General features: G+C 72.2%; 12 protein-coding genes. 9 read left to right on the top strand and 3 right to left on the bottom strand.

Going from position 1 to position 14,929, the window contains the following annotated elements; translation table 11 throughout:
- Nucleotides 1-296: 296 nt before the first annotated feature.
- From HUX53_RS32480 to cutA, 5 genes are all read left to right on the top strand, one after another.
- Complete coding sequence (locus tag HUX53_RS32480; RefSeq protein ID WP_176407033.1) at nucleotides 297-2,036, top strand: PucR family transcriptional regulator; 1,740 nt, start codon at nucleotides 297-299, stop codon at nucleotides 2,034-2,036.
- A gap of 144 nt (nucleotides 2,037-2,180) precedes the next feature.
- Nucleotides 2,181-3,632: a uracil-xanthine permease family protein gene (locus tag HUX53_RS32475; RefSeq protein ID WP_176407032.1), complete on the top strand. Its 1,452-nt coding sequence runs from the start codon at nucleotides 2,181-2,183 to the stop codon at nucleotides 3,630-3,632.
- A 3-nt stretch (nucleotides 3,633-3,635) separates the two neighbouring features.
- Nucleotides 3,636-4,499 carry a xanthine dehydrogenase family protein subunit M gene (locus tag HUX53_RS42760; protein WP_176407031.1) on the top strand — a complete coding sequence of 288 codons (864 nt, stop codon included), beginning with the start codon at nucleotides 3,636-3,638 and terminating at the stop codon, nucleotides 4,497-4,499.
- Nucleotides 4,499-4,981 (top strand): (2Fe-2S)-binding protein, encoded by a 483-nt coding sequence (locus HUX53_RS32465; RefSeq protein ID WP_176407030.1) that lies wholly within the window; start codon nucleotides 4,499-4,501, stop codon nucleotides 4,979-4,981. Before HUX53_RS42760 ends, HUX53_RS32465 begins: the two co-directional genes overlap by 1 nt.
- Before the next feature lie 3 nt (nucleotides 4,982-4,984).
- Complete coding sequence (gene cutA, locus HUX53_RS32460; protein WP_176407029.1) at nucleotides 4,985-7,399, top strand: aerobic carbon-monoxide dehydrogenase large subunit; 2,415 nt, start codon at nucleotides 4,985-4,987, stop codon at nucleotides 7,397-7,399.
- Nucleotides 7,400-7,514: 115 nt separating this feature from the next.
- Here the strand turns inward: cutA and HUX53_RS32455 are convergent, their stop codons facing one another.
- Nucleotides 7,515-8,345 (bottom strand): polysaccharide deacetylase family protein, encoded by an 831-nt coding sequence (locus HUX53_RS32455; RefSeq protein ID WP_255205860.1) that lies wholly within the window; start codon nucleotides 8,343-8,345, stop codon nucleotides 7,515-7,517.
- Nucleotides 8,346-8,582: 237 nt separating this feature from the next.
- Here HUX53_RS32455 and HUX53_RS32450 point away from each other — a divergent pair, with 237 nt between their 5' ends.
- Nucleotides 8,583-9,233, top strand: coding sequence for a carbon monoxide dehydrogenase subunit G (locus HUX53_RS32450; protein ID WP_176407027.1), 651 nt, complete (start codon nucleotides 8,583-8,585; stop codon nucleotides 9,231-9,233).
- A 1-nt stretch (nucleotide 9,234) separates the two neighbouring features.
- Here HUX53_RS32450 and HUX53_RS32445 read toward each other — a convergent pair whose 3' ends face one another.
- Both HUX53_RS32445 and HUX53_RS32440 read right to left on the bottom strand, forming a co-directional pair.
- Entirely contained in the window at nucleotides 9,235-9,855 is a 621-nt protein-coding gene (locus HUX53_RS32445) for a Pr6Pr family membrane protein (protein WP_176407026.1), read from the bottom strand.
- Nucleotides 9,856-9,996: 141 nt separating this feature from the next.
- A complete protein-coding gene (locus tag HUX53_RS32440; RefSeq protein WP_176407025.1) occupies nucleotides 9,997-10,371 on the bottom strand; it encodes an FKBP-type peptidyl-prolyl cis-trans isomerase in 375 nt (124 codons plus the stop codon).
- A gap of 145 nt (nucleotides 10,372-10,516) precedes the next feature.
- Between HUX53_RS32440 and HUX53_RS32435 the strand changes: the two genes are divergently transcribed.
- The 3 genes from HUX53_RS32435 (at nucleotide 10,517) to HUX53_RS32425 (ending at nucleotide 14,929) form a co-directional block, all read left to right on the top strand.
- Nucleotides 10,517-12,556, top strand: a complete 2,040-nt coding sequence (locus tag HUX53_RS32435; RefSeq protein WP_176407024.1) for a hydantoinase/oxoprolinase family protein — start codon at nucleotides 10,517-10,519, stop codon at nucleotides 12,554-12,556.
- A complete protein-coding gene (locus HUX53_RS32430) occupies nucleotides 12,553-14,373 on the top strand; it encodes a hydantoinase B/oxoprolinase family protein (protein ID WP_176407023.1) in 1,821 nt (606 codons plus the stop codon). Before HUX53_RS32435 ends, HUX53_RS32430 begins: the two co-directional genes overlap by 4 nt.
- Nucleotides 14,374-14,521: 148 nt before the next feature.
- The gene (locus HUX53_RS32425) at nucleotides 14,522-14,929 is read left to right on the top strand and encodes a YciI family protein (protein ID WP_176407022.1); all 408 of its coding nucleotides are present in this window, start codon (nucleotides 14,522-14,524) and stop codon (nucleotides 14,927-14,929) included.

The following is a 14,929-nucleotide window of genomic DNA, read 5'->3' as shown; positions in this document are numbered from 1 at the left end:
ACCCGATCCCGCTGCCGGCGAGGCCGGGGCGGCCGCCGCCCCGGCCTCGCCGGCAGCGGGATCGGGTCGCGGACGAGGGCAGTCACGGATCCTCCCGAGGCCGGTGTCGGTGGCCGCCCGGCGCGCGGACGGCCCGGCCTCGCGACGACGGTAGAACGGGCCCCGCACCGGACGTATGGAGAAAGCTGCCAAGGATGGTTGTCATCGTTCGTCTTTGTTGTCATTTTTGATCAGGAACCGGTAGCGATCACGTCGTCACGGACGATGTACGCACCAAAAGCGAGGTGACCCCTGGCATGAGCTACACCACTGCGGACCCGGGCCCACCGGCCCTCCGGCTCGCGAGTACCGGAACACTGACCTACGGCCTGTCCGTCGGCGAGGTCCTCGGCGTCAGCACCCTGAACGGCGCCCGCCTCATCGCCGGCCGCGCCGGACTCGAGCGCGTCGTCCAGCGGCTCAACGTGATGGAGGTCCCCGACATCCTGTCGTGGGTCAAACCGAACGAGCTGCTCCTCACCACCGGCTACCCCCTGCGCAACACCCCCCAGTCGCTCGACAACCTGGTCGCCGACCTGGACGAGCGCGGCCTCGCGGCCCTGGCCATCAAGCTGGGCCGCTACCTGGACTCCCTGCCCGCCGAGATGATCGCGCAGGCGGACCGGCGCGGCTTCCCGCTGATCCTGCTCCCGAACGACGTCGGCTTCGACGACATCCTGAACCAGGTCCTGACCGACATCCTGAACCGGCAGGCGGCCGTCCTCGCCCGCACCGAGGAGGTGCACCGCGCGCTCGTGCAGATCGTGCTGTGCGGCGGCGGCCTGCAGGAGGTCGTGGACGAGGTCGCGACGCTGCTGGACGTCGCGGTCGTGGTGCTGGACGGCGAGCAGCGCGTGCTCGCCGGCGCCGGGCCGGACGAGCACGTCCAGGCGATGCGCGCGTTCGACGCGGGCCGGCACGCGGCCTGCGGGCGCGGCGGCTGCGGCGTCATCGGCGCGCACGGCACCGGCGACCACCTGGTCGTGCCCGTGATGGCGGGCGGCTTCGACCACGGCCGGATCGTCGCGTTCACCCCCGCCGGCACGCTGCGCGCCACCGACCTCGGCATCCTGGAGCGCGCCGCGACCGTCGCCGCGCTCGTGGTGACCAAGCAGCAGGCCGTCGCGGCGGTGGAGAGCAAGTACCGCGCCGACTTCCTGCGCGACATCCTCGCCGGGCGCGCCGGCGACGACGACCGCGTCGTCGCGCACTGCGGCGGCTTCGGCTGGGACCTGGACCGCCCGATGATGGTGCTCGTCGCCGAGCTGGACGGCCGCCCGCGCGACGCCGACGGCAAGGGGCGCGGGAAGGCGCCCGACCCGGACGGCAGGAGCCGCGGGGCCGAGGAGCGGTCCGCGCAGGAGCGGCTGGCCGCAGCGTGGACGACGGCCGTCCGCCGGCACGACAAGGGCGCGGCCGTCGCGAGCTTCGCGCACGAGGTCGTCGCGGTCGTCGGCGCGGACGGCGAGGACCCCGCCGAGTGGGCGGCCGGGCCGGTGCAGGCGATGGTGAAGGAGGCTTCGTCGATCTTCGCCGAACATCTGCCGGTGCGGCGGACGTTCTCCACCGGCATCAGCCGGACGGTGGCCTCCCCGGCGGCGCTGCCGGAGGCGTACGAGCAGGCGGTGAAGGCCGTCCGGGTCGGGCGCCAGCTGAACGGCGCGGGCGCGCGGGCGCACTTCGACCAGCTCGGCGTGTACCGGCTGCTCAGCCTGGTGTCGGACCCGGGGGAGCTGCACGCGTTCGTCCGGGAGACGCTGGGCGACCTCGCCGCCGACGACGAGCCGGAACTGGTCGACCTGCGCCGCACCCTGCAGGTGCTGCTGGAGACCAACCTCAACGTCGCCGAGACGGCGCGCAGGCTCCACTTCCACTACAACACGCTCCGGTACCGCATCGGGAAGCTGGAACGGATGCTCGGCGCCTTCACCGAGGACGCGCATCTGCGGCTCAACCTCACCCTCGCTCTGCACGTTCTGCGCATGCGCGGTATCTGAGGGTAGTGTAACCGGGCCTGCGCCGGCCGGTCCTCCCAATAGCCGGTCCGGGCTTTGGCAGAAGTCGCCGATGCCCGGCCATCAGGGTAGATCTACCTTGCCCGCATGAACGCGGTCGGATGAGCATTGTAGGAGGGGCCCCCGATGGTGATCGGCTGGAAACTGCACGGCGACGGGAAGACGCCGCCGCCCGGGGAGGTCGTCCGCCCGGACGAGCGGCTGTCGTGGCCGCGCACCGCCGGCATCGGCGCCCAGCACGTGGTGGCGATGTTCGGCGCGACGTTCGTGTTCCCCATCGTGATGGGGCTGGACCCCAACCTCGCCATCATGATGTCCGGGGTCGCGACGATCCTGTTCCTGCTGATCGTCGGCGGCCGGGTGCCGAGCTACCTCGGCACGAGCGCCTCGTTCGTCGGCGCGGTCGCGGCGATCCGCGCGGCGGGCGGCGACAGCGCGACCGTGACCGGCGCGATCCTCGTCTCGGGCGCCGTGCTCGCGCTGATCGGCGTGCTGATCCACTTCGCGGGGGCCCAGGTCATCCACCGGGTGTTCCCGCCCGTGGTGACCGGCGCCGTGGTCATGCTCATCGGCTTCAACCTCGCGCCCGTGGTCGCCACCGTCTACTGGCCGCAGGACCAGTGGGTCGCGCTCGCCACGCTCGGTTTCGCGGTGCTGTGCGCGGTGCTGCTGCGCGGCTTCTGGGCGCGCATCACGATCCTGCTGGCGCTGATCTTCGGCTTCGTCCTTTCGTGGATTCTCGACAACACCGCGGGCCGGATCACGTCGGTTCTGCCCGGCCAGAACCTGCTGGACGGGGCGGGCAAGGCGTGCACGTCCGAGGGCGCCTACTGCATCGCCACCGCGTTCCCGCACGACCGGGTCGACTTCGCGGGCGTGAAGGCCGCCGACTGGTTCGGGTTCCCGAGCCTGCACGGCCCCGACTTCAAAACCTCGGCGATCCTGCTGGCGCTGCCCGCGGTCATCGCGCTGATCGCGGAGAACACTGGGCACGTCAAGGCGGTGTCCGCGATGACCGGCGAGGACCTGAACCCCGTCCTCGGCCGCGCCATCACCGCGGACGGTATCGGCACCACCCTGGCCAGCGCGGTCGGCGGCTCGCCCACCACCACCTACGCCGAGAACATCGGCGTCATGGCCGCGACCCGGATCTACTCGACCGCCGCCTACTACGTCGCCGCGATCGTGGCGATCCTGTTCGGGCTGTGCCCCAAGTTCGGCGCGCTGGTCGCCGCGACGCCGGGCGGCGTGCTCGGCGGCATCACCGTCGTCCTCTACGGGATGATCGGGCTGCTCGGCGCGAAGATCTGGATCGAGAACCGGGTCGACTTCGCCGACCCGGTCAACCTCGTCCCGGTCGCGGCGGCGATCATCCTGGCGATCGGGAACGTGACACTCCAGATCACCGACGACTTCCCGCTGCAGGGCATCGCGCTCGGCACCATCGCCGTCCTGCTCGGCTACCACGTCCTGAACGTGCTGCGCAGACCGGAGGACTACGGCGGCGGCGTCATCGCGCCGGCGGAGGAGGAGATCGGCGGCCCGGTCCGCCCGGCCTCGAACACGGATGCGGGCTGACGCGTGAAGCCGCCCCCGTTCGGCTACCACGCCCCCGGCACGGTCGGCGAGGCGCTCGACGCCCTCGCCGCTGCGCCGGGCGGCAAGGTCCTCGCGGGCGGCCAGAGCCTCATCCCGCTGCTGAACATGCGGCTCGCCGCGCCGCCGGACCTGGTCGACATCAACCGGGTCGCCGAACTCGACACGCTCCATGTGGGGGACGAGGGCGTGCGGGTCGGCGCGCTCGCCCGGCACGCGCGGGTCGAGCGGTCGGCGGAGGCGGCGGCCGTCCAGCCGCTGCTCGGGCAGGCGCTCCGGCACGTCGCGCACCCCGTCATCCGGAACCGGGGCACGGTCGTCGGCAGCCTCGCGCACGCCGACCCGGCCGCCGAGCTGCCCGCCGTGCTGGCCGTCCTCGGCGGGACGGTCGAGGCCGCGTCGACGCGGGGACGCCGCACGATCCCGGCCGCCGAGTTCTTCACCGGCCCCCTCGAATCGGCGCTGGAGCCCGGTGAGCTGGCCGTCTCCGCGTTCTTCCCGGCGGCGCCGCCCCGCACCGGCACCGCGTTCACCGAGACGGCCCGGCGGCACGGCGACTACGCGCTCGCCGGAGTCGCCGCCTTGGTCACCCTTGACGAGGACCTGCGGGTGTCGGCGGCCCGCGCCGGATACCTGGGCATCGCCGCGACGCCGCTCGTCCTCGACCTGACCGATGCGGCCGGACCGAACGGCGACTGGGCGGCCGCCGCCGCGCACGTCCGCGAACAGATCGACCCGGAACCCGACATTCACGCCGGGGTCGCATACCGGCGGCACCTGACCGGCGTGCTCACCGAGCGCGCGTTGCGCACGGCGGCGGCCGAGGCGCTGCGGAAGGCGGAGGACTGATGGAGGAGAGCTTCGAGGTCGCGCTGACCGTCAACGGGACGCACCGCACCGCCCGCGTCCCGGCGAGGCGGCTGCTGTCGGACCTGCTCCGGCACGACCTCGGGCTCACCGGCACGCACGTCGGCTGCGAGCACGGCGTCTGCGGCTGCTGCACCATCCTGCTGGACGGGGAGCCGGTGCGGTCGTGCCTGATGTTCGCCGTCACCGCCGCCGGCCACGAGGTCACCACCGTGGAGGGGCTCGCCGCCGAGGACGGGACGCCGTCGCCGGTGCAGCGCGCGTTCCGCGAATGCCACGGCCTGCAATGCGGCTTCTGCACACCCGGTTTCCTCTGCACGGTCACCGCGCTGCTGCGGGAGACGCCGCGACCGACCGAGGACCAGGTCCTTGAGGGGATCTCCGGGAACCTGTGCCGCTGCACCGGCTACCAGAACATCGTCAAGTCGGTGCACCGCGCCGCCGACCTGCTCGCTGAGGAGTGATGGATGGGCACACGCGTCTTCGGTGAACGGGTCGAGCGGCGCGAGGACGGACGGCTCATCACCGGCCGCGGCCGCTACCTCGACGACCTCGGGCAGGACGCGCTCGCGGCGGCGTTCGTCCGGTCGCCGCACGCGCACGCCCGGATCGCCGACATCGACGTGTCCGAGGCCCTCGACGTGGACGGCCTCGTCGCCATCTACACCTACGAGGACCTTCCCGGACGGATCGGTGAGCCGATGCCGCTCCTCATCCCGCACCCCGCGCTGACGCACGGCCGCACCGGATACCCGCTGGCCCGCGACGTCGTCCGGCATGTCGGCGAGCCCGTCGCGATGGTCGTCGCCCGCGACCGCTACCTGGCCGAGGACGCCGCCGAGCGCATCCGCGTCGAGTACGAGCCGCTGCCCGCCGTCGTCGGCATCGAGGCGGCGACGCGGGCCGAACATCTCGTCCACGACGACGTGCCCGGGAACGTCGGGGCCGTCCTCGTCCAGGAGAACGGGGACGCGCCCGCCGCCATCGAGTCGGCGCCGCACGTGCTGGAGTTCAGCCTGTCCATCGAGCGCAGCGCGTCGATGCCGCTGGAGGGACGCGGCGTCTACGCGCGGTGGGACGCCGACGACGGGTCGCTGCGCGTGTACTCGTCCACGCAGGCGTCCACCAGCGTGCGGGCCGCGATCGCGGCGCGGCTCGGGCTGCCGAACGGCAAGGTCGAGGTGGTCGCCCCGGACGTCGGCGGCGGGTTCGGCGTGAAGATCGTCCACCCGTGGCCGGAGGAGATCCTCGTCCCGTGGGCGGCGCGGCTGCTGGACCGCGAGATCAAGTGGACCGAGGACCGCCGCGAGCACTTCGTCTCCGCCGCCCACGAGCGCGGCCAGTTGCAGGACGTGCGGGTCGGGTTCGACGACGAGGGCCGCGTCCTCGGGCTGGACGTGCGGATCCGGCACGACCACGGCGCCTACACCCCGTACGGGATCATCATCCCGATCGTCACGTCCACCCAGCTCCTCGGCCCCTACAAGATCGGCGCGTACCGGGCGGAGGTGACGAGCCTCTACACCAACACCCTCATCGTCACCCCGTACCGGGGCGCGGGCCGCCCGCAGGGCGTGTTCTGCATGGAGCGGACGATGGACCGCATCGCCCGCCACCTCGGCCGCGACCGCGCCGACGTGCGCGCCGCGAACTTCATCCAGCCCGACGAGTTCCCCTACGACCAGGGCCTCACGTTCCAGGACGGCCGCCCGCTGATCTACGACTCCGGCGACTATCCGGAACTGCTCCGCAAGGCACGCGAACTGATCGGCTGGGAAGGCTTCGAAGCCGAACGCGCCGCCGCCGCGTCCCGGGGCCGCCATCTGGGCATCGGCCTCGGCATCTACGTCGAAGGCACGGGCGTCGGCCCGTACGAGGGCGGGCACGTCGAGATCGACACCGCCGGACGCGTGCACGTGTCGACCGGGCTGACCTCGCAAGGCCAGGGCCACGAGACGGTGTTCGCGCAGATCGCCGCCGCCGAACTGGGCGTCCCGATCGAGGACGTCCACGTCACGACCGGCGACACGCGGAGGTTCGGCTACGCGGTCGGCACGTTCGCGTCCCGCGCGGCCGTGATGAGCGGCAACGCGATCGCGCTGGCCAGCCGGAAGGTCCGGGCCAAGGCGCTGCGCATCGCCGGCGAGGCCCTGGAGGCCGACCCGGATGACCTGGACATCACCGACGGCGTCGTGCACGTGCGCGGCGACCGGTCGGCGGCCGTCCCGCTGCGGACGGTCGCGGTCCTGTCGAACCCGCTGCGGTACGCGTTCGACGAGGAGGCCGCCGCGGCGACGCAGTTCGCGGTGGGCCGCCCGGTGACCGAGCCGCCCGTCGCGTCCGGCGACGAGCCCGGCCTGGAGGGGCGCGACTACTACTCGCCCGTCCGGTCGACGTTCGCGGCCGGCGCGCACGCCGCGATCGTGGAGGTCGACCCGGACACCGCCGAGATCGCGATCCTGCGGTACGCCGTCGTCCACGACTGCGGGCGGCTCATCAACCCGATGGTCGTCGAGGGCCAGATCCACGGCGGCGTCGCGCAGGGCGTCGGCGGGGCCCTGTACGAGCGGATGGTCTACGACGAGTCGGGGCAGCTGCTCAACGCGTCCTTCATGGACTTCCTCATGCCGTACGCGACGGAGATCCCGCGCATCGAGACCGACCACCTGGAGACCCCGTCGCCGCTGAACCCGCTCGGCATCAAGGGTGCGGGGGAGGCGGGCGTCATCCCGGTGTCGGCGGTGATCGCCTCTGCCGTGGAGGACGCGGAGGGCGTCCGCGTGGACGCGATGCCCATCTCCCCGGACGAGCTGTACACGCTCCGCGAGCGCGCCGCGGCCGATCCGTCCCTCCGCGTCCGGGAGAGCGTGCGGACGGGGTGACGCTGGCGGGACCGGCTCGGGAAGCGGGGGACCTCGGCCCCGCCAGCGTGTTGACCCTAGTCAAGGACCATCTGGGCCTTCGGGCTAACCGCGTTTCCTCCGGGAAGGTCGGTTTTCACCCGTGGCCGGGCTGGGCGGCGGCGGGCTTGTCGGGGACGTTGCCGCCGAGCGACTTCGGCAGGTAGTTCTCCACGGCCGCCGGCCGGAACCCGGCCTGCTCGATCCAGCCGAGGATCATCTTGAACTCCTCGGCGAGCCCCTTGCGGTAGTGCATCAGGATGATGTCGCCGGGCTTGAACCCCTTGCCGCCGTCGCCGCGCGCGAAGCCGTTGTACCCGACACCCGGCCCGCTCGTGCCGTTGTAGAACTCCGCCGACCACAGCAGCACCGACTTGATGCCGCACTCCTTGGCGACCTGCAGGGTCGTCTGGTTGTAGCTGCCGAACGGCGGGCGGAAGATCTCCGGGCGGCGGCCGTACTGCTTCTCGATCTCGTCCGACGCCTCGCAGATCTGCTTCTTCTGCGCGTCGGCGCCGAGCGTCGCCATGTTGGGGTGGTTGATCGTGTGGTTCTCCATCGGCGACCCCGCGTTGCGCATCGCCCAGAAGTACTGCCCCTGGCCTTTGATGTAGGTCGAGGTCAGGAACGTCATGATCGGAACCTTCTCCTTGCGGACGAGGTCCACGAACTCGGAGTCGTAGGTGTAGCCGTCGTCGATGGTGAGGAAGACGACCTTCTCCTGCGTCTCGATGTGGTTGACGATCGCGGGCAGGCCGTTGGGGGAGGGCTTCGGCATCGTCCAGGATCCGGGCTTCGGCGTCGCCCACTTCTGGTCGCCGAGCACCGAGGCGAGCTGCGTCTTCATGGACGGGCCCGAGTCGCCGGCCTGCGCGGCCACGACGGGCCAGCCGCCCGCGGCCACGCCCAACACTCCGGCGGCAACCATGGCGATCACGGGCGTCTTCCCTCGCATCGGCCGCGTACTCCGTTCCGGTTGGGGGGTTCGGTTGGGGTCTCGCATCGGTTGACGCGCCGGGGACGACCCGGGTTCGCGTCCGACCAGAACCTGCCGGACATATCTGACCATTTCCAAGGCCCGCCGGGGTGCATCTGCCCAAACCTCGGCGTGTACTCGGCAGAAGTTGCCGTTCGGCGCGGCGCCGGCGTTCTCTACAGTCGGGTCATGCAGCTGAACGGCAGTGCCGGCGTCGCCGCGCCGCTCGACCGCGTCTGGGACGCGCTTCAGGACCCGGCCGTCCTCGCCAGGACGATCCCCGGGTGCCGCTCCCTGGAGGAGACGGCCCCCTGCACCTACCGCATGACGGTCACCGCGGGCGTCGCCTCCATTCAGGGCACCTACGTGGGCCAGGTCGAACTCGCCGAACCCGACCCGCCGCGCTCGTTCGTGCTGAAGGCGCGCGGCCAGGGCGCGCCGGGCACGGTCGACGCGACCGTCCGCGTCCGGCTGTCGGACGGCGGCGGCGCGACCCGCATCGACTACGACGCGGACGCGGTCGTCGGCGGGATGGTCGGCGGCGTCGGGCAGCGGATGCTGGGCAGCGTCGCCAAGCGCACCGCCGGCGAGTTCTTCGCCGCCGTCGAACGCGACCTCTGCGCCCCCGTCCCGGCCCCCGCCGCCGAACCCGCACCCGCCGCCGAACCCGCACCGGCCGGGGCTCCGGCGGGCACGGTCTACCAGGGGCGCGCCACGGCCGCACCGGACCGGTCGTCCGTCGCCTGGCCGATGGCGGCGGCGTTCGCCTCCGGTGGCGCGGTCGCCCTCGCCGGGGTGGCCCTCGGCTACCTCCTCGGCCGCCGCGCCCGCCGCGGCTGAGTCACGTCCGCGCCTCGCGCAGCACCGTCCCCGAGCGGCGCCGGTACAGGTCGGCCCAGCCGATGAGCAGCGCCGCGAGCACCACGAACAGCGCCGCGATGAGGAACGTGCAGGACGTGAACGGGCCGTACCCGTACCGCGCCGCGTCCAGGAACGGGTACGGGTACCAGGACGTGACGCTGCCGTACGCCATCGTGTAGCCGAGGTAGGCGAGCGGGAAGGCGAGCCAGCCGAGCAGCGTCCGCCAGGCGCGCAGCGGGTGCGCGGTCGCGAACAGCAGCCAGTCGAGCGGGACGGCGATGGGCATGATCCGGTGCTGCGCCCAGTCCGCCCAGTCGCCGACGTGGCCGCCCATCAGCAGCGCGTACACGGTGCCGGTGATCGCCAGGTAGAGGGCGGCGGCGCCGCGCAGCCAGTCGACCGCGCGCCGTCCGTGCAGCCCCGGAACGGCGCCCGCGAGCAGCGCGAACGCGCCGATCAGGTTGCTGAGGGTGGTGAAGTAGCTGAGGAAGTCGACGGCGCCGAGCGACGGCCGGGCCCGGTACCCGGCCGCGACCGCCGCCAGCGCGAACAGCCCGAGCCCGGCCCGCCACGCGGACTTCGGGACGCGGGCACGGCTCACGCGGCGCGCGTCCGGCCCAGGGAATCGATCATGAGTCCCTGACTACCGGACGGACCGGCTCCGGACACGGCGACGGTGGGCACCCGGGCCGATTTTCACCCCCGGATTGCCCGCCGTTGTGGCCTGGTCGGCCTTACCGGGTCAGCTGACGCCGACGAGGTCGACGACGAAGATGAGCGTCTCGCCGGGCTTGATCGCCGGGCTCGGGCTGCGGTCGCCGTAGGCAAGGTGCGGCGGGATGACGAGCTTGCGCCGGCCGCCGACCTTCATGCCGACGATGCCCATGTCCCAGCCCTTGATGACGCGGCCGGCGCCGAGCTGGAAGTCCAGCGTGGAGCCCCGGTTCCAGGACGCGTCGAACTCCTCGCCGGTGGACCACGACACGCCCACGTAGTGCATCGACACGTTCGAGCCCTTGGCGGCCTCGGGGCCGTCGCCCTCGGTGATGTCGGTGATGTCGAGGTACTCGGGCGGCTGCCCGTCGGGGAAGTCGATCTCGGGGCGTTCAAGCGCCATGGATGGGCTCCAGCTTTGTCGTCGTGATGGATCGTCCGATGAGAAAAACTCAGCCTAGCCCTATGCGCTCCCACGAAAGAACGACGCGCCCATTGGCAGATTGCGACGGTTTCGCAGGTGGGCGCCGTCCGGTAGACCCTTGCGTATGGCGAGGCGGCTGCGGATCGGAATCGACACGGGCGGGACGTTCACCGACGTCGTCGCGCTGGACGAGCACGGCGGGCTCGTCACCACCAAGACTCCGTCGACACCCGCCGACCCGGCGGAGGGCTTCGCGAACGGCGTCGGCAAGGTGCTCGGCCTGGTCGGCGCGGCGCCGGAGGACGTCGCGGCGCTGTCGCACGGCACGACGGTCGCGACTAACCGGCTCCTCGAAGACCGGATCGAGGACCTCGGGTTCATCACGACCGAGGGGTTCGAGTCGATCCTGGAGATCGCGCGGCAGAGCGTCCCGGACGGCTACGGGAACAGCTACTTCTGGGTGAAGCCGCCCCGGATCGTCCCCGTCCACCGGGTGCGGGCGGTCGGCGGGCGGCTCGACCACACCGGCGCCGAGATCCGCCCGTTCGACGAGGAGTCGGCGGTCGCGGCGGCCCGCTGGTTCCGCGACCAGGGCATCCTCGCGATCGGGGTGTGCTTCCTGCATTCCTACGCCGACCCGTCGCACGAACTGGCGATGCGGGACGTCCTGCGCCGCGAACACCCCGATGCGGTGGTCTCCCTGTCATGTGAGGTGCTGCGCGAGTACCGCGAGTACGAACGTTCGGTCACGACGCTCGTGGACGCGGCCGTGAAACCCGCGATGAACGGCTACCTGGCACGCATCGCCGAACGGGTCGCCGCTCGCCTCCTGGTGATGAAGAGCAACGGCGGCGTGCTCTCGGCGGACGAGGTCGCGCGGCAGCCGATCACGACGGTGCTGTCGGGCCCCGCCGCCGGGGCGCTCGGCGCGGCGTTCGTCGTCTCCCGCAGCGGCCACGGCTCGGTCGTGACGCTGGACGGCGGCGGGACGTCCACCGACGTGGCGGTCGTCCTGGACGGCGAGCCGACGCTCACGACCGAGGGCTCGATCGGCCGCCACCCGGTCAAGATCCCGATGATCGACATCGTGACGGTCGGCGCGGGCGGCGGCTCGGTCGCCTGGCGGTCGCCCGAGGGCGCGCTCAAGGTCGGCCCGCGCAGCGCGGGCGCCGACCCCGGCCCGCTCTGCTACGGGCGCGGCGGCACGGAGACGACGGTGACCGATGCGCACGCCGTCCTCGGCCGCATCCCGCCGCACCTGCTGGGCGGCGAGGTCCCCCTGGACGTGGACGCCGCCCGCGCCGGGCTCGACGCCCTCGCCAAGGACCTGGGCCTCCCCGTCGAACGGGCGGCCGCCGGGATCCTGGAGATCTCGGCGTGGAACCAGGCCAACGCGATCCGGCAGATCACGGTGAAGCGGGGCCTGGACGTCCGCGACTACCCGCTGGTCGCGTTCGGCGGCTCCGGCCCGCTGCTCGCGTGCCGCCTCCTGGACGTCCTCGGCCTGCCCGCCGCCGTCGTCCCGGAGAACCCCGGCAACCTGTCGGCGTTCGGCCTGCTCACGGTGGACGTGAAGAACGACTACGTCCGGACGAGGGTCGTCCGCGACGCCGAGCTGGACCCCGCGCTCCTGGACGACGTCTACGCCGACCTGGAAGCCGAGGCCGCCGATGCCCTGGCCCGCGAGGGCTTCCCGGAGCCACGGCGTCGCTTCGCCCGCTCCGCCGACCTCCGCTACTACGGCCAGGCGTTCGAGGTGCGGGTCGCGGCGCCCGCCGGCCGCCCGGACGAGGCGTTCCGCGCCGAGGTGGTCCGCCGGTTCCACGACGCCCACGAGGCCCTCTACGGCTACTGCTACCGGGACGACCCGCGCCATCCGGTCGAGTGGGTCAACCTGCGCGTCTCAGGCATCGGCCCGATCGAACGCCCGCACCTGACCGAACGTCCACCCGGTGACGGCGACCCGTCCCGCGCCCGCACGGGCATCCGCCCGGTCTACTTCGACAGCTGGCAGGAGACGCCGATCTACCGGCGCGAGAAGCTCGCCCCCGGCGACGCCATCGAAGGCCCGGCCGTCATCGAGGAGTTCGGCTCGACGCTCCCGCTCCACCCCGGCTTCACCGCCACTCTCGACGCCTACGGAAACCTGGTGGTGACACGATGATCGACCCGATCCTCCTGGAGATCGTCGAGGGTACGCTCGCCTCCGTGGAGCGCGAGGTCGAGACGGCCATCGCCCGCACGGCCCGCTCCCCGATGATCCGGGACGCGCACGACTTCCGCGCCGGCATCCACGACCGCCGCCTCCGCAAGCTGACCGGCCGCTCCTACTCGGCGCTCGTCCACCCGGTCGCGCGCGACTTCCCGCCGGAGGAGATGCGTCCGGGCGACGTGTTCTTCCACAACGACGTGTACCTGTCGGAAGGAGGCATCGGCCACCTCCCCGACCTGTGCGTGACGGTCCCGGTGTTCCACCGGGACGAGGTGGTCGCGTTCGTCCAGGCGTTCGGCCACCACGACGACATCGGCGGCGCCGTCCCCGGCTCGATGCCGAGCCACGCCCGCAGCGCGTTCGAGGAGGGCCTGATGGTCCCCCCGATCAAACTGTGGGACCGGGGCGTCCCGAACGAGGCGGCGCTGACGATCATGACGCGCAACTCGCGGATGCCCGACTCCCTGGCCGGCGACCTCGACGCCGAATGCTCGGCCTGCCTGATGGGCGCCCGCCGCCTCGGCGACCTGTTCGCCCGCTACGGCCGCGCGGACGTCGAGGCGTGCTTCGACGCGATCATCGACCGCACCACCGAGACGTTCCGCCGCGAACTCCTGGCCAAGATCCCCGACGGCACCTTCGTCTGGGAGGACTACGCCGAGCACGACGGCGTGGACCCGCCCCGCCTGCACGCCCAGCGCATCACCCTCACCGTCGACAAATCGGCGGCCGTCCCCCTGATCATCGACTTCGCCGGCACCTCACCCCAGGCGAAGGGCCCGATCAACCACGCGGGCGACTACGCGGACGGCGTCTTCCTCAAGAAATGGCTGGCCCCCGTCCTGCGCAACCTGGCCGACACCCCGGAACGCGCCGCCGAACTGGACGTCAACGAGGGCGTGGTCCCCCTCATAGAGATGCGCTTCCCGGAAAAGGGGACCCTCCTCACCCCGATCTTCCCGGCCCCGACCAACGCCCGCACCTTCGTGATCCTGCGCCTCCTCGGCGTCCTGGCGGGCGTCCTGGCCAAGGCCACGAACGGCCGGATGCCCGCCGACCAGGAGACGATCCGCTACACCGGCGTCTACGGCGAGGACGACCGCGGCCCGTACCTGATGCGCGAGGTCCTCGGCGGCGGCTCGGGCGGCCGCTACTACGCCGACGGCGAGGACACCATCCACGTCGTCCCCGACTCCCGCAACATCCCCGCCGAGTTCGCCGAGGCCCGCTGGCCGTTCATCATCGAACGCCTCGGCCTCGCCGCCGACTCCGGCGGGCCGGGGGAGTACCGGGGCGGCCTCGGCTACGACAAGCACATCCGCATGCTCCGCGACGCCCGCTACATGTCGATCGCCGACCGCTCGATCCTCTCCTGCTGGGGCGTCAACGGCGGCCGCGCGGGACGCCCGTTCCGCGTCGACATAGACGGCGAGGAGATGGAGGGCCTGGTAGACGACCACCCAGTCAAAACCGGCCAAATCATCCGCATCCGCACCACCGGCGGCGGAGGCTGGGGCGACCCGCTGAACCGCGCCCCGTCCCGGGTGGCTGCCGACGTCCGCGACGGCAAGGTCTCCCTGGAAGGCGCCCGCGACGACTACGGCGTAGTCCTGGTGGACGGCCGCGTGGACGACACGGCGACCGAAACCCTGCGCGCACGCCTACGCGCCGAACGAGGCCCGGTCCCCTTCTTCGACCGAGGCCCCGGCTACCCCCACCTCTCCGGCGGCCCGGCCTCCGCCGACGTGGACACCCTCGAACAGGCTTGAGATCGTTCGTCCCACCGGCTTCGCGGCAGAACGGCCGTCCACGGGAGTTCAAAAGAATTTCGGCGGGGATGTCGAGAATCCGTGACCGGTTACGTCCCAGGGCGAACGCGGCCCAGAATGGGGCCCCTCAGCACCGAGGAGAGACACGATGGCCAAGTACCTGCTGCTCAAGCACTACCGGGGCGCCCCGGCTTCGGTCAACGACGTGCCGATGGACCAGTGGACGCCGGACGAGATCTCGGCCCACGTCCAGTACATGAACGACTTCGCGGCCCGGCTGGAGGAGACCGGCGAGTTCGTCGACGGCCAGGCGCTCGCCCCCGAGGGGACGTTCGTCCGGTACGACGGGGAGGGGCGCCCGCCGGTCACCGACGGCCCGTTCGCCGAGACCAAGGACCTCATCGCCGGCTGGATGGTGATCGACGTCGACGGCTACGAGCGCGCCGTCGAGCTGGCCGGGGAGCTGTCGGCCGCGCCCGGGGCGGGCGGCAGGCCGATCCACGAGTGGCTGGAGCTGCGCCCGTTCCTGACCGCGGCGCCCACCATCACCGAGTGA

The sequence above is a fragment of the Actinomadura sp. BRA 177 genome (assembly GCF_013372625.1).
Classification (GTDB): Bacteria; Actinomycetota; Actinomycetes; order Streptosporangiales; family Streptosporangiaceae; genus Spirillospora.
This window is presented reverse-complemented; position numbering and strand designations above follow the sequence as displayed.

Bases quoted from the DNA above. Each gene is read 5' to 3' on its own strand.
- HUX53_RS32440 (WP_176407025.1), bottom strand. From the start codon at position 10,371: ATGGCGCTTGAACGCCCCGAGATCGACTTCCCCGACGGGCAGCCGCCC.
- HUX53_RS32465 (WP_176407030.1), top strand. From the start codon at position 4,499: ATGGAGGAGAGCTTCGAGGTCGCGCTGACCGTCAACGGGACGCACCGC.
- HUX53_RS32480 (WP_176407033.1), top strand. From the start codon at position 297: ATGAGCTACACCACTGCGGACCCGGGCCCACCGGCCCTCCGGCTCGCG.
- HUX53_RS32425 (WP_176407022.1), top strand. From the start codon at position 14,522: ATGGCCAAGTACCTGCTGCTCAAGCACTACCGGGGCGCCCCGGCTTCG.
- HUX53_RS32430 (WP_176407023.1), top strand. From the start codon at position 12,553: ATGATCGACCCGATCCTCCTGGAGATCGTCGAGGGTACGCTCGCCTCC.
- cutA (WP_176407029.1), top strand. From the start codon at position 4,985: ATGGGCACACGCGTCTTCGGTGAACGGGTCGAGCGGCGCGAGGACGGA.
- HUX53_RS32455 (WP_255205860.1), bottom strand. From the start codon at position 8,345: ATGGTTGCCGCCGGAGTGTTGGGCGTGGCCGCGGGCGGCTGGCCCGTC.
- HUX53_RS32450 (WP_176407027.1), top strand. From the start codon at position 8,583: ATGCAGCTGAACGGCAGTGCCGGCGTCGCCGCGCCGCTCGACCGCGTC.
- HUX53_RS32475 (WP_176407032.1), top strand. From the start codon at position 2,181: ATGGTGATCGGCTGGAAACTGCACGGCGACGGGAAGACGCCGCCGCCC.
- HUX53_RS32435 (WP_176407024.1), top strand. From the start codon at position 10,517: ATGGCGAGGCGGCTGCGGATCGGAATCGACACGGGCGGGACGTTCACC.